A 13,799-nucleotide genomic window follows, 5' to 3' on the forward strand; every position below is an offset into this window, starting at 1 on the left:
TCGACGCCGGTGAGCGGGGCTTGGTGCGTGCAGCTGCAAGGCGGAGGAGGGCGTCGACGCGATGGGGGTCCCCCCGCGCGAGCGAAGCCGAGCGTGGGGGAGTCGGCAACCGACGACAACGCCGCAGATGTGCGTGCCAAGCCCCGCGTCTGCGGCATGATCCGCCGGACAGGCCCCAGGGCCCCGTGGCGTCGCGCCGCGGGGCCCTCGGCTGTGTGGGCGTCCGATGTGCCTCACAGCAGGGTGAAGCTCTTCTTCACGTCCTCGTAGATCGCGAGGGCCTTTTCCTCTCCGGCCGGCTGGTACCAGGTGTTGATCTGGTACGACTTCCCCTTCGCGTCGAAGCCCAGCAGGCGGGCGTGCCAGGGGACGCCCTCCAGCCTGAAGGTGTACTCCCACACCACCGCGGGGTGGCCGCGGAACGTCGTCTCCTCCAGGCGGATCTTGCGGTAGTCCTGGCCCTGGTGGGCGTTGCGTTCCGAGGTCCGCCAGGAGTCCATGAGGTCGCCGCGGGCGAGGGAGGACTTCGCCACGAGTTCCTGGGTGCCGTCGGGGGAGGTGTAGTGCACTTCCGCTCCCGTCTTCACGTCCCGGCGCCAGCCCTCGGGGGTCGTCCACGCGAACCCTCCGGCCTCCTCCCGCGCGCCCGGCGGCAGGCTCGGCGGCCTGGAGGTGCCCTCGACGGTGGGCGACGAGGAGTACGCGGAGGAGGCGGGGGGCTCGGTGTCCGCCCGGGTGTCGTCCGGTGATCCCGCGGTCGCCGCGAGGACGATCCCGGCCACCGCGGCGGCCGTGAGCACGCCGGTGGCGGCGACGAGGGTGGTGCGGCGCCGGGTTCGCCGGGCCGGCGCGGACGGGACGGCGGGGCCGGGCAGTTCGCTGCCCGGCGGTATCGCGGCCGGTCGCCGTTCCGTCACCGCCTCGGCCCGCAGGAGTGAAACGCCCGCCGGGCGGGGCCCCTCGGGGGGTGGGCGCAGGTGCGGCGGCTGTACGAGGAGCGGTGTGGGCTGATCCTGGGCCGGCTCCGGCGGCTCCGGCACGGGGTTCGCCACCGGTTGCGGCGCCGGATGCGTCACGGGTTCCGGCTCTGCTACCGGGTTCGCCACAGGTTGCGGCTCCGGCAAGGGCACCCGCCCCTGCACCGCCCCGGATTCCGTCACCGTCGGCGTGGGCTCCGGGAATGCCACCGGCCGCAACGCCGTCTCCAGTTCCTCCAGCCCCGGTCGGGCGGACGGCTCCTTCTGCAGGAGGGCGGCCAGGATGTCCCGCAACGGACCTGCCGCGACGGGGAGTTCGGGTTCTTCGTAGAGGACGGCGTGCAGGGTGGCCAGGGTGGTGTCGCGGGAGAAGGGGGAGCGGCCGGCCAACGCCGCGCAGAGGGTGGCGCCGAGGGACCAGACGTCCGAGGGCGGTCCCTGCGGGCGGCCGGAGACCCGTTCGGGGGCCATGTAGTCGGGCGAGCCGACCAGCATGCCGACCATGGTGAGCGCCTTGGCGTCCTGGATCGCCGCGATACCGAAGTCGGTGAGCACGATCCGCCGGGCGTCGTGCTCGACCAGGACGTTGCCGGGCTTGATGTCCCGGTGCAGCACTCCGCGCGCATGCACCTGGCGCAGCGCCTCCACCAGGCCGAGTCCGATCCGTGCCGTCTCGCGCGGTCCGAGCGGCCCGTCCTCGGCCATGATCCGCTCCAGGGAACGGCCGTCGACCAACTCCATGACGATCCACAGGCGTTCGCCCTCGTCCACGACGTCGTACACGCGCACCACGTTGGGATGGTCGATGCGGGCGGTGGCCCGGGCCTCGCGCAACGTGCGTTCACGGCGGGTCCGGGCATCCTCCGCGTCCAGGCCGTCGATACGCATTTCCTTGACGGCGACCGGCCGGTCGAGCATGTCGTCGGCGGCCCGCCACACTCGCCCCATTCCCCCCTGGCCGATGCTCTCGACCAACCGATAACGCCCGGTCACCAATAACCCTGGAACACCGCCACTTCGCGTATTCCCCGGCAATTCGCTGCACCCCCTCGACAACCCCATGACTGAAACACAATGGCCACACTTCAGGCCGTACCAGCATAGTGCGGAGAAATCTTGTGGTACCTCTTCAAGTACTGCGAATTCAGGCGCAGCCAAGGGGGACGAACATGAGTGCTCGTCGTACGACGACGATCGCGGGATCGCTGGTCGCGGCATCTTTCTCGGCGGTGATGATCCTTTCCTTCACCGCTGGTGCGGACGATCAGGGACCCGGAAGCAGCAAGGGGGGAAAGGCCGTCGACAAGGCACCGGCGGGGGTGGAACTGACCACGCTGCTGCCCGAGAAGATCTCGGTCGACAACGGTTCGGAGGAAACGGCGATTACCGCCACGGTGAAGAATGAGGGGACAGCGGACAGCGGGCCGATCAGGCTCTGGGTCGTCGGTTTCGACGGGCTGACGGTCAGGAATGTTCCAGGCTGCTCCCCGATCGCCGAAAAGGATCTGCCCGAGGGTTCGAACAGCGGATTCAGCTGTTCGCTCGACGGTCTCGCCGCCGGCGCGTCGAAGTCGTACGACGTCGACGCGACCTACGACCTGGGCAGGACCGGGAAGATCTGCCTGCCCGTCCAGAACGGTGACGGAAGCAAGACGTTCTGGCAGCAGGGCCCGGTTCCGTTCGGTACGACGAACCCGTCACCGAACGCCCCGGCCACGCCGCTGCTGCTCGGCACCGACAACAAGCCCGTTGCGCCGGGCGGCGACGAGCTGCCCAGGACCGGCGCCGGACGGGACGTCCTGCCGCTGGCCGCGGCCGGCGGAGCGCTGGTCACGGCCGGAGCGGCGGGCCTGTGGTGGTCGCAGCGGCGGCCGAGGCGGCCACAGGAGGGATGAGGGGCAGCGCCCCGAAGGGGCGCTGGGCTGTTTCGATGTGCGGCTACCGCCGCGATGGGGGTCCCCCCGCGCGAGCGAAGCCGAGCGTGGGGGAGGAGCTGAGAGTGGGGGAGCGACCAGCCGCGATGGTGCCGCAGACGATCGACGGCACCATCGCGGCACTTCCAGCGGAGCGCTTGGTCAGCGCTTGTTGACGAGCTTCCAGGCGGTGGGCAGCACGCCCATCGCCAGGGCGGCCTTCAGGGCGTCGCCGATCAGGAACGGGGTGAGGCCGGCCGCGATCGCGGCGGAGGCGGACATGCCGGTGGCGAGGGCCAGGTAGGGGACGCCGACGGCGTAGATGATCGCCTCGCCGAGCAGCATCGCGCCCGCCATGCGCCACGGGGAGCGGTCGGCGCCGCGGCGGGCCAGGGCCCCGACGGCGGTGGCGGCGAGCAGCAGGCCGATGACGTAGCCGAAGGACGGGGCGGCCGCACCGGAGCCGCCCTCCGCGAACCACGGCACACCGGCGATGCCGGCCAGCGCGTACAGCGCGAGCGACAGGAAACCGCGACCGGCGCCGAGGGCCGTGCCGACGAGCAGCGCGGCGAAGGTCTGGCCGGTCACCGGCACCGGGGAGCCCGGTACGGGCACGGCGAGCTGGGCCGCGAGGCCGGTGAGCACGGCACCGCCGGCCACCAGGGCGACGTCCCGGACACGGGAGGAGGGGAGCAGGTCGGCGAGGACCTGTCCCGGGCGGGCGGGGGCGGCGGCAGCGGTGCTCATGGGGACTCCGCGAGTGAGGGCGGTTCGGGACCCCGTGACGCTAACCCAGTGCGCCTGAGCCCGACACCGTCACCGCTCGACAAAGGCGGGAGCCGCGGCGTGGTGGGCTCTGCACAAAGAGTGGTGGTTACACATGGATAGGCGTGATGCTGGTCACTGAGGTGAGGATGCATGCGTCACGAGAGGCGGACAGGGAACGGACTGTAGGGTTCCACCAATCCACATGCTCCATCCCATGCACTCAGGCCGCCCCGTGAGCGGGGCCGTACACTCCGTATCTCCGGTGTCCGGATAGTGAACACCGCGCCCCTGCGAGCGGGATGGCCGCCCAGACTGTGGGCGTTTTACCCCTCTCCCGTACGACGTAATGGACGAGCCGCGCCCATGCCCAGCACCACTGTCGAGACGCCGCCGAAGCCGGACGCGTCCCTTTCCCATGGCCTGAAGCAGCGCCACCTGTCGATGATCGCCCTCGGTGGCGTGATCGGCGCCGGGCTGTTCGTCGGCTCCGGCGCCGGTATCGCCGCTGCCGGGCCCTCGATCGTCGTCGCCTACATCCTCTCCGGCCTCCTGGTGATGCTGGTGATGCGGATGCTGGGCGAGATGTCCGCCGCACATCCCTCCTCGGGGTCCTTCTCCGCGCATGCCGAGCGGGCGATCGGGCCGTGGGCCGGGTTCACGGCGGGCTGGTCGTTCTGGGTGCTGCTGTGCACGGCCGTCGGCCTGGAGGGCATCGGCGCCGCGAAGATCGTCACTGGCTGGCTGCCGGGCACGCCGGAGTGGGCGTGGGTGGCGCTGTTCATGGTGGTGTTCTGCGGGGCCAACCTGGCCGCGGTGAAGAACTTCGGCGAGTTCGAGTTCTGGTTCGCGGCGCTGAAGGTCGGCGCGATCTCGCTGTTCCTGGTGCTCGGCGTGCTGGCGATCGCGGGCGTCCTGCCCGGCACGGACGCGCCGGGGACCGTGAACCTCACCGGTGAAGGGGGTTTCCTCCCGAACGGCAGCGAGGGCCTGATCATCGGCCTGCTCGCCTCGGTCTTCGCATACGGCGGCATGGAGACGGTCACCATCGCGGCGGCCGAGTCGGAGAACCCGGTCAGCGGCGTGGCGAGCGCGGTCCGCACGGCCATGTGGCGCATCGCCCTCTTCTACATCGGCTCGATGGCGGTCGTCGTCACCCTCGTCCCCTGGGACTCCAAGGAGATCGTCGAGAAGGGCCCGTACGTCGCCGCCCTCGACCACCTCGGCATCCCCGGCGCCGGCCAGCTGATGAACGTCGTGGTCCTGGTGGCGCTGCTGAGTGCCATGAACGCCAACATCTACGGCTCCTCGCGCATCGCGTACTCACTCGTCGAGCGGGGGCAGGGGCCGAAGGGTCTCGGCCGGGTGTCGGGCGGGGTCCCGCGGATCGCTGTCCTCGCGTCGTCCGTGTTCGGCTTCGTGTGCGTGGTGCTGAGCTACTGGCGGCCGGACGACGTCTTCCCCTGGCTGCTGAACATGATCGGCGCGGTCATCCTGGTCGTCTGGATCTTCATCGCGGTCTCGCAGCTGCGGCTGCGGCGCCGGCTGGAGCGGGAGGCGCCGGACAAGCTGGTCGTGCGGATGTGGGCGTTCCCGGTGCTGACCTGGGTCGCACTGGCCGGCATGGCCGCGATCTTCGTCCTCATGGCGCGGGAGCCGGACACGCGGGTGCAGCTGTACTCGACGGGCGGCATGACGCTGGTCCTGGCGCTGATCGGGTACGCCTGGCAGAAGTCACGCAGCCGGAACTGACGCGTTTCACCAGCCGAAAGGCCCTCACGTTGCCCACGTGAGGGCCTTTTTGTTGCTAGCGTGCAGTTGCAAGCTCATTGCAATAAGAGGTTCGGAGGGGACCGCCATGCCCGTCTACACGCTGCCTGAACTGCCCTACGACTACTCCGCGCTCGCCCCTGTGATCAGCCCGGAGATCATCGAGCTGCACCACGACAAGCACCACGCCGCCTATGTGAAGGGGGCCAACGACACGCTGGAGCAGCTCGCCGAGGCGCGTGACAAGGAGCTGTGGGGCTCGATCAACGGGCTGGAGAAGAACCTGGCCTTTCACCTCTCCGGCCACATCCTGCACTCCATCTACTGGCACAACATGACCGGCGAGGGCGGCGGCGAGCCCCTCGCGGCCGACGGTGTGGGCGAGCTGGCGGACGCGATCGCCGAGTCCTTCGGCTCCTTCGCCGGTTTCAAGGCGCAGCTGTCCAAGGCGGCGGCCACCACCCAGGGCTCCGGCTGGGGTGTGCTGGCGTACGAGCCGCTGAGCGGCCGGCTGATCGTCGAGCAGGTCTACGACCACCAGGGCAACGTCGGCCAGGGCGCGACGCCGATCCTCGTCTTCGACGCCTGGGAGCACGCCTTCTACCTGCAGTACCGGAACCAGAAGGTGGACTTCATCGAGGCCATGTGGCAGGTCGTCAACTGGCAGGACGTGGCCCGGCGCTACGAGGCCGCGAAGTCCCGTGCGGATGTGCTGCTGCTGGCGCCGTAACGGCCCGTCGAGTCGTCCTGCCTCGTGATCGTCTTCTCACCTTTCACGCGGCAGGCGGAGAAAAGGGGCGGCCCCGCGAGGACGTGACTCGCGGGGCCGCCTCCGTTTGTGGAGCTCACAGGTTGCTGAAGTCCGGGCCCTTGGTGCGGGTGCGCTTGATCTCGTAGAAGCCGGGGACCGATGCCACCGCGAGGGTGCCGTCCCACAGGCGGGCGGCCTCCTCGCCCTTGGGGGCGGGCGTGACGACCGGGCCGAAGAAGGCGACCTCCTCGCCGTCGGGGCCCGGGACGGAGATGACCGGGGTGCCCACCTCCTGGCCGACCTTGTCGATGCCCTCCTTGTGCGAGGCGCGCAGCTGGGCGTCGAACTCGAAGTCCTCCTGGTCGAAGTAGTCGATCAGGTCCGCGGGCAGGTCCGTCTCGGCCAGGGCGGCGGCGACGGCCTCCCGGGTCGGACCCTCGCCACGGTTGTGGAAGCGGGTGCCCAGAGCGGTGTAGAGCGGGCCCAGGACCTCGTCACCGTGCTTCTGCCAGGCCGCGGTCACCACCCGGGCCGGCTGCCAGGCCGTCTTCGCGAGCATCTCCCGGTATTCCTCGGGCAGCTCGTCCAGCTTGTCCTCGTTCAGCACCGCCAGGCTCATGATGTGCCAGTGCACCTCGATGTCACGGACCTTCTCCACCTCCAGCACCCAGCGGGAGGTCATCCACGCCCACGGGCACAGGGGGTCGAACCAGAAGTCGACGCGGGTCTTCTTGGCGGAGGTCGTCGCGGTCTCGGACATGGCTCTCCTCGGTAAGCGGTCTTTCAACGCGCAACATCGACCGTCCCCCCGGGCATTCCCTGCTGCCCGGCGTCAGGGGCACATGGCAGGATCGGTCCTGTTAGCCGTAGCCTCCCCCACTCTCGGCTCCGCTCGAGCGGGGGGACCCCCATCGCCTGAGGGAGTGCCGCCCGTGCCCGGTGAGAATCTGTCCCGCGACGAGGCCCGGGAGCGGGCCGCCCTGCTGTCCGTCGACGGGTACGAGGTGTCCCTCGACGTGCGCTCCGCGGTGGGTGCCGACGCCGGGGACGGCGGGCCGCGGACCTTCCGGTCCGTGACCACGATCCGGTTCCGCTGCGCCGAGCCGGGCGCGGGCAGCTTCGCGGACCTGATCGCGCCGAGCGTCACCGCGGTCTCGCTCAACGGCCGGGACCTCGACCCCAGCGAGGTCTTCGACGGCACCCGCGTCCTGCTGGAGGACCTCGCCGCCGACAACGAACTGATCGTCGACGCCCAGTGCGCCTACTCCCGCACCGGTGAGGGCCTGCACCGCTTCGTCGACCCCGAGGACGGCGAGGTGTACCTCTACACCCAGTACGAGCCCGCCGACTCCCGCCGGGTCTTCGCCACTTTCGAGCAGCCGGATCTGAAGGCTCCCTTCCGCTTCGAGGTGCAGGCGCCGGAAGGCTGGACGGTGTGGAGCAACGGCGTCGGCCAACTCGCCGACGGGGTATGGCGGTTCGCGGAGACCAAGCCGATCTCCACGTACATCACCTGCGTGGTGGCGGGTCCGTACCACTACGTGACGGACACGTACTCCCGCACCTTCGACGACGGTACGACGCTGGAGATCCCCCTCGGCGCCATGTGCCGCAAGGGCCTCGCGCCCCACTTCGACTCCGACGACGTCTTCCTGGTCACCAAGCAGGGCCTGGACTTCTTCCACGACCACTTCGACTACCCGTACCCGTTCGGCAAGTACGACCAGGCGTTCGTGCCCGAGTACAACCTCGGCGCGATGGAGAACCCGGGCCTGGTGACCTTCAAGGAGGAGTTCATCTTCCGCGGGAAGGTCACACAGGCGTCCTACGAGAACCGGGCCAACGTCATCCTGCACGAGATGGCCCACATGTGGTTCGGCGACCTGGTCACCATGGAGTGGTGGGACGACCTGTGGCTCAAGGAGTCCTTCGCCGACTTCATGGGCGCCTTCTCACTGGTCGGCGCGACCCGCTTCAAGGACGGCTGGATCACCTTCGCCAACCGCCGCAAGGCCTGGGCCTACCGTGCCGACCAGCTCCCCTCCACGCACCCCATCACCGCCGACATCCGCGACCTGCAGGACGCCAAGCTCAACTTCGACGGCATCACGTACGCCAAGGGCGCGTCGGTACTCAAGCAACTGGTGGCGTACGTCGGTCAGGACGCGTTCCTGGAGGGCGCACGGCGCTACTTCAAGCGGCACGCGTACGGCAACACGCGCCTCGGTGACCTGCTGTCGGTCCTGGAGGAGACCAGCGGGCGGGACATGGGAACCTGGGCGCGGGCCTGGCTGCAGACGGCCGGGGTCAACTCGCTGACGCCGCAGGTGCTGCTGGATGCGGAGGGCCGGGTCTCCGAGCTGGCGGTGCTCCAGGAGGCCGCCGAGTCGCACCCGGAGCTGCGCCCGCACCGGGTGGCTGTGGGCCTGTACCGGCGGGGTGCGGAGGGCGCGCTGGAGCGGTACGCGCGGGCCGAGGTGGACGTCGACGGGCCGCGCACGGTGGCCGGTGACCTGGCGGGTGCGCAGGCGCCCGAGTTGGTGCTGGTCAACGACGACGACCTGACGTACTGCAAGATCCGCTTCGACGAGGAGTCGCTCGCCACCCTCCGGGACGGGCTGGGCGACCTCACCGATCCGCTCGCCCGCGCCCTGTGCTGGTCGGCGCTGTGGAACATGACGCGGGACGCGCTGCTGCCGGCGCGGGACTTCATCGACCTGGTGCTGCGGTACGGGGGCCGCGAGTCCGACATCGGCGTGCTCCAGATGCTGCACGCCTGGGCGAACTCGGCGCTCGTCCACTACGCGGCGCCCGACTGGCGGGAGACCGGCGAGCGGCTCCTCGCCGGCGGTGCGTTGCGCGAGCTGCGGCGTGCCGAGCCGGGCAGTGAGCACCAGCTGGCGTGGGCGCGGTTCTTCGCGGCCACGGCGGCCGTCGAGGCCGACCTCCAGCTGCTGCTCGGGCTGCTGGAGGGCACGGAGAAGATCGACGGGCTGGACGTGGACCAGGAGCTGCGCTGGGCGTTCCTGGAGCCGCTGGCCGCGCACGGGGTCGCCGACGAGAAGCGGCTGGCGGCGGAGCTGGCGCGCGACGACACGGCTTCCGGCAAGCGCCACCAGGTCCGCTGCCTTGCCGCGCGGCCCTCGGCGGCGGTCAAGGCGCAGGCGTGGGCGCAGGTCGTGGAGTCGGATGTGCTGTCCAACGCGCTGGTCGAGGCGACGATCGCGGGGTTCGGGCAGCCGTCGCAGCGGGAGTTGCTGGCGCCGTACGCCGAGAAGTACTTCGCGGTGATCGAGCGGGTGTGGGCGGAGCGGTCGATTCAGATCGGGATGGATGTGGTGCGGGGGTTGTTCCCGGGGTTGCAGGACTCCGAGGGGACGTTGGCGGCGGCGGACGCGTGGCTGGCGGCGCATGAGGGGGCCGCGCCGGCGTTGCGGCGGCTGGTGGTGGAGGCGCGGGACGATATGGCGCGGGCGCTTCGGGGGCAGGCCTGTGATGCGGCGGCCGGTTAACTGTCGCTGGGGCGTGTAGCCGGGATGCCCTGCGCTGCAGGCTGTGCCCACCCTCCCCCACTCTCGGCTTCGCTCGAGCGGGGGGACCCCCATCGCCCTGCGGAACGACTGCCCACAGCGGTAGCGGCAGCGGTCGCGGGGCGAGTGGGGGCACAGCGGTTGCGGGGTGGCCCGGCTGGGGCAGTCGTAACTCGTTACTGAATCCGGGTAATCGGACCCGTAACCCCCTGGCCCACCCGAACGGACCAGGGGGTTTCGGCATCCGAACATCCGTCCTTTAGGGCGATCTTGTCTGGAATTGTCGACGGGCGTGTAACAGCGGTTAGGGAGCCGTTCGGGTACGGGAACTTCGGGGTCATGAACCACAACACCCCGCTCTCCCCCCGCCCCCTGCGTCACCTGTCCGAGGTGCACCGCCGTGTCATGACGGCCGCCCAGCTCCGCTCGCACGGTGTCCCCGCCTCGGAGATGAACGAGCAGTGCCGCTCCGGCGGCCCCTGGCAGCAGATCCTGCCGGGCGTGTTCCTCCTCCACCCCGGCCCGCCGACCAGCGAGGAGCGGCTGCACGCGGTGCTGATGTACGCGGCCCGCGAGTCGTCGCCGGGGGTGCCCTCCCAACCGGGCGCGGACGAACCGCACCGTCCCGTGTACGCCGAGGCGATGATCACCGGTCTCGCGGCGCTGAACCTGCACGGTTTCTCGGCCGCTCCCCCGCTGCTCTCCCTGGACCGTATCGACGTCCTGGTCCCCCGGCTGCGCCGGCTCCGCTCGACGGGCTGCGTGCGCATCGTCCGCACCTCGGCCCTGCCCACCCCCCAGCAGGTCACCGGCGTACCGGTGGCTCCGGTGCCGCGCGCGCTGGCCGACGCGGTGGCGGATCTGGCGGATGCGGGCGCCGTGCGCCGGCTGCTGACCGAGGCGGTGCGCGGCCGGCACTGCGAACCGGCGGTGGTGGTACGGGAGTTGACCAACGCGAAGCTGCTGAGCCGACCGCATGTGGTGGACGCGGTGGACTCGCTGCTGGCCGAGGGCCGGGCGATCGCGGAGGACCGGCTGTACCGGATGGTGCGGGAGTACGGTCTGCCGGACCCGGTCTGGAACGTCGATCTGCGGCTGCCGGGCGGCCCCCACCTCGGCGGTCTGGACGCCTACTGGCCGGAGCAGGCAGTCGCGCTCGAGCTGGACACCCGGGCGCCGCGTCAGGGCCATCGGCAGGACGACGACGGGCTGTGGTCGGAGTACGCCCGCAAGCGTGAGCACCTGGAGCGGCTGGGCATCACGGTCGTCCACGTCACGCCGAAGAAGCTGCGGGACTCGATGGAACAGCAGGCGACCGTCGTCCGTACGGCGCTGATGGCGTCGGCGGACCGGGACCCGGCGGCGTATGTCGTGGTGCTGCCCCGGTAGTGACGGACCGGGACGGTCACCAGGAGGGGAGAGGAGGGGCCGCCGAACCCGGCGGCCCCTCCTCATAGGGTTTCAGCCCTTCTTCAGCAGCAGCTCGGTGTTGCGGTCGCGCGATGTGCCGGCCAGGTCGGTACGGGCGCCGGGGGCGTTGAAGGAGAGTTCGCGGTAGAGGGCGGCGAGGCCGGTCTGGGAGAGGTCGGCGAAGTCCGTGCGGTGCGGGGCCGCCGACTCCACCAGTGTGGTGAAGACCGACAGGGTGCCGTCCTTGTTGTCGACCAGCTCGATGACCCGGGCGAGCTGCGGGAAGTCGACGTGCGAGGCGGTGGAGATCTCCCAGAAGGAGTGGCCGGCGGAGCCGGTGTGCGGGGTGATGGCGTTGCGGTGGATATGGCCGTTCACCCAGGCGAGGACGCTGTGGTGGCGACCGAGCACGGCGAGGACGTCGTCGCCGTTGTGCCGGCGCTCGTTCGGACGGGCCGGGTCGGGGCGCGGGTTGTCCATCGTCTTGCTGGTGTGATGGCTGAAGACGATCGCGTACGAGTCCCTGTTCTCGCGCAGCGTGCGGTCCAGCCAGCGCAGCTGCGCCGAGCCGATGGAGCCCGCGTAGTGGCCGCCGGGGTCGGTGGTGTCGAGGCTGATGCCGATGACGTCGTCGGCGATGCGGAAGCTGTAGTACTGGGTGCCCGCCTCCACGTTGGCCGTGGAGTAGCCGTGGCCGACCGGGCCCGGGCCGGTGTACGCGGGGTCGAGGTGGGCCTTGACGTACTCGGCCGGGGTGTAGGGGGCGCGGCGCTCGTCCGGGGTGATGGGGCGCAGGTCGCGGGTGTGGGCCTCGAGCAGGTCGCGGAACTGGGTGCCGATCGGGTCCGTGGCCTGCTTGATGGTGTCCTGGAGCTTCTTCGCCTCGGCCGGGGCGAGGCTCATCAGCTTCCTGCCACCGACGGCGAAGTCGGCGAGATAGGGGTCGCCGTGGCCGTAGCAGCCGAGCGGGAGGGAGTCGTGGTTGCCGACGGTGGAGTACCAGGGCAGGTTGAGGCCGGGGCTCTGCAGTTCGCGGACGGCGGCGGCGAGGAAGCCGTCGAGGTGCGGGAAGCCGCGCTCCTTGTCGGCGTCGCGGACGCTGGAGTCGGGCTGCCAGAACTGCTTCAGGCCGCTGTTCTGGACGCCCTCGTAGCGGCGCAGGTCACCGGAGTTGGGGGTGATGCGGCCGCCGCTCATGACGGTCAGGAACCACTCCAGTTCGGTGCGGGCGTTGTTGTCGGTGTTGTCGCCGGTCGTCATGGCGAAGTGCAGTGGGGCGCCGGTGACGGGGGCGCCCCGCAGCGCGTTGACCCGCTCGACCAGTGAGACCGCACCCTGCACGGTCAGCAGCTCCTGCGGCCGCCAGGCGTGCACGTCGGTGGAGCGCAGGAACTCCAGGCGCAGCGGGTGCTGGGCGTCGATGATGTGCAGGTCGGTGAGCTGCACGAACGCGGCGAGTGCGGTACGGCGTTCGCCGCGGCCGGACTTGGGGGCGGCGAGTTCGTTGCGTACGACGCGCCGCCAGCCGGGGCCGTCGCCGAGCCGGCGGTAACCGGAGCTGGTGCGGGGCGCGGCGACGGTGGCGAGGGTGGTGCCGCGGGCGTACGGGGCGAGCGGGCCTACGGGCGCCTTGCGGGAGGACGCGATCGGCGCCTCGCCCTCCGGGGCTGCGGCGGCGGGCGCGGCCTCGCTGTCGGTGGGGCGCAGGGCGTAGCCGACGCCGGCGGACAGGGACACCGCTCCGGCGGCGGCGAGGACCGTACGGCGGTTGACCGCCAGTGCGGAGGCGGCGGAGCTGGCGACAGAGCGTGTGCGCGACATGGCGCTTCTCTCCCCGAGTGCGAACGCGTCGGCAGTGGTCGCGGACGGCCGCGTCGCGAACCCCCCGCTCGCTCTGGATCGTTGGCACCGGGAATGACCTGCGCGTTAATGAGACGCCAACGGGCAGCGCCGATCACCGTACGTCGATCTTGAGCTACCCTGCGCGCCCACGACCGCTTGTCGAACGGCCCGTGGGCGGTCACTCGGCGTTCATCTGACGGGGTAACACCCCTGTTCCTAGGGCAGGTCGATGCGCCCCGCGGCCGGGCGTTCGCGCCACAGTTTCAGGCCCAGGTCGACCAGGCCGATGCGGCGCAGGGCGGGCACGGCGTCCAGTTCGTGCCAGGCGGCCATGTCGGTGGAACCCCCGATCTCGTGCCGCAGTTCGCCGCCGACGACCGTCCCCTCGTACACGAGGCGTACGCCGTGGTGGTCGGTCGCCGGGCGGAAGCGGCGGCCGGGAAAGGTGCGGTGGAGGGAGTGGACGCCGAGGATGCCGGTGACCTCGATGCGGTAGCCGGTCTCCTCGCGCACCTCACGGCGGACGGTGTCGTACGGGTCCTCCCCGTGTTCCATGCCGCCGCCGGGCAGCACCCACTCGGGGGTGCCGTCGGGTGCCGGGGAGCGGGCGAGCAGGACCTGGCCGTCGCGGACGCATATGGCGTAGGCCGCCACCCTCAGCTTCTTGCGCACGCAGGGACGTTAACGCGCCGGACCAGGAATGCCGACCGACACCCGAAAAGTTCCGCTCACCCCATGTATCCCTGCATGCGCATCGCGGGTTTTCCCCATGCATCCATTGCGATTCGGTCAACTCTCCCCAAACATGCGCCTCTTGCGTAAGGCTGAGCGGTCGTCCGGG

The 13,799-nt window shown here is 70.7% G+C and carries 10 protein-coding genes; 5 read left to right on the plus strand and 5 right to left on the minus strand.

What is annotated here, in order from left to right; translation table 11 throughout:
• Positions 1-233 precede the first annotated feature (233 nt).
• A complete protein-coding gene (locus ACFVJQ_RS21940) occupies positions 234-2,039 on the minus strand; it encodes a protein kinase (protein WP_385786000.1) in 1,806 nt (601 codons plus the stop codon).
• 107 nt (positions 2,040-2,146) lie between these two features.
• Between ACFVJQ_RS21940 and ACFVJQ_RS21945 the strand changes: the two genes are divergently transcribed.
• The gene (locus tag ACFVJQ_RS21945) at positions 2,147-2,872 is read left to right on the plus strand and encodes a hypothetical protein (RefSeq protein WP_385786003.1); all 726 of its coding nucleotides are present in this window, start codon (positions 2,147-2,149) and stop codon (positions 2,870-2,872) included.
• A 180-nt stretch (positions 2,873-3,052) separates the two neighbouring features.
• Here ACFVJQ_RS21945 and ACFVJQ_RS21950 read toward each other — a convergent pair whose 3' ends face one another.
• Positions 3,053-3,637, minus strand: coding sequence for a biotin transporter BioY (locus ACFVJQ_RS21950; protein WP_385786006.1), 585 nt, complete (start codon positions 3,635-3,637; stop codon positions 3,053-3,055).
• 384 nt (positions 3,638-4,021) lie between these two features.
• Between ACFVJQ_RS21950 and ACFVJQ_RS21955 the strand changes: the two genes are divergently transcribed.
• Positions 4,022-5,407 carry an amino acid permease gene (locus ACFVJQ_RS21955; protein WP_385510360.1) on the plus strand — a complete coding sequence of 462 codons (1,386 nt, stop codon included), beginning with the start codon at positions 4,022-4,024 and terminating at the stop codon, positions 5,405-5,407.
• A gap of 106 nt (positions 5,408-5,513) precedes the next feature.
• Positions 5,514-6,155: a superoxide dismutase gene (locus ACFVJQ_RS21960; RefSeq protein WP_385510358.1), complete on the plus strand. Its 642-nt coding sequence runs from the start codon at positions 5,514-5,516 to the stop codon at positions 6,153-6,155.
• Between the two features lie 115 nt (positions 6,156-6,270).
• Here the strand turns inward: ACFVJQ_RS21960 and ACFVJQ_RS21965 are convergent, their stop codons facing one another.
• The gene (locus tag ACFVJQ_RS21965) at positions 6,271-6,936 is read right to left on the minus strand and encodes a DsbA family protein (protein ID WP_385786009.1); all 666 of its coding nucleotides are present in this window, start codon (positions 6,934-6,936) and stop codon (positions 6,271-6,273) included.
• 172 nt (positions 6,937-7,108) lie between these two features.
• On the opposite strand from ACFVJQ_RS21965, the gene pepN reads away from it, so the two are divergent.
• Both pepN and ACFVJQ_RS21975 read left to right on the plus strand, forming a co-directional pair.
• Positions 7,109-9,688 (plus strand): aminopeptidase N, encoded by a 2,580-nt coding sequence (gene pepN / locus ACFVJQ_RS21970; RefSeq protein WP_385786012.1) that lies wholly within the window; start codon positions 7,109-7,111, stop codon positions 9,686-9,688.
• A 357-nt stretch (positions 9,689-10,045) separates the two neighbouring features.
• A complete protein-coding gene (locus ACFVJQ_RS21975; RefSeq protein WP_385510354.1) occupies positions 10,046-11,095 on the plus strand; it encodes a hypothetical protein in 1,050 nt (349 codons plus the stop codon).
• A 72-nt stretch (positions 11,096-11,167) separates the two neighbouring features.
• Here the strand turns inward: ACFVJQ_RS21975 and ACFVJQ_RS21980 are convergent, their stop codons facing one another.
• Together ACFVJQ_RS21980 and ACFVJQ_RS21985 are read right to left on the minus strand one after the other, a co-directional pair.
• The gene (locus ACFVJQ_RS21980; protein ID WP_385786015.1) at positions 11,168-12,937 is read right to left on the minus strand and encodes a TIGR03767 family metallophosphoesterase; all 1,770 of its coding nucleotides are present in this window, start codon (positions 12,935-12,937) and stop codon (positions 11,168-11,170) included.
• Between the two features lie 237 nt (positions 12,938-13,174).
• Positions 13,175-13,630 (minus strand): NUDIX hydrolase, encoded by a 456-nt coding sequence (locus ACFVJQ_RS21985; RefSeq protein ID WP_385510352.1) that lies wholly within the window; start codon positions 13,628-13,630, stop codon positions 13,175-13,177.
• Between the last annotated feature and the right edge of the window lie 169 nt (positions 13,631-13,799).

This window comes from Streptomyces sp. NPDC127197, assembly GCF_042672405.1.
GTDB lineage: Bacteria > Actinomycetota > Actinomycetes > Streptomycetales > Streptomycetaceae > Streptomyces > Streptomyces flavusporus.

What these genes read in the sequence shown, in the direction of transcription:
- ACFVJQ_RS21940 (WP_385786000.1), bottom strand. Translation starts at nt 2,039, where the DNA reads ATGGGGTTGTCGAGGGGGTGCAGCGAATTGCCGGGGAATACGCGAAGT.
- ACFVJQ_RS21945 (WP_385786003.1), top strand. Translation starts at nt 2,147, where the DNA reads ATGAGTGCTCGTCGTACGACGACGATCGCGGGATCGCTGGTCGCGGCA.
- ACFVJQ_RS21950 (WP_385786006.1), bottom strand. Translation starts at nt 3,637, where the DNA reads ATGAGCACCGCTGCCGCCGCCCCCGCCCGCCCGGGACAGGTCCTCGCC.
- ACFVJQ_RS21955 (WP_385510360.1), top strand. Translation starts at nt 4,022, where the DNA reads ATGCCCAGCACCACTGTCGAGACGCCGCCGAAGCCGGACGCGTCCCTT.
- ACFVJQ_RS21960 (WP_385510358.1), top strand. Translation starts at nt 5,514, where the DNA reads ATGCCCGTCTACACGCTGCCTGAACTGCCCTACGACTACTCCGCGCTC.
- ACFVJQ_RS21965 (WP_385786009.1), bottom strand. Translation starts at nt 6,936, where the DNA reads ATGTCCGAGACCGCGACGACCTCCGCCAAGAAGACCCGCGTCGACTTC.
- ACFVJQ_RS21975 (WP_385510354.1), top strand. Translation starts at nt 10,046, where the DNA reads ATGAACCACAACACCCCGCTCTCCCCCCGCCCCCTGCGTCACCTGTCC.
- ACFVJQ_RS21980 (WP_385786015.1), bottom strand. Translation starts at nt 12,937, where the DNA reads ATGTCGCGCACACGCTCTGTCGCCAGCTCCGCCGCCTCCGCACTGGCG.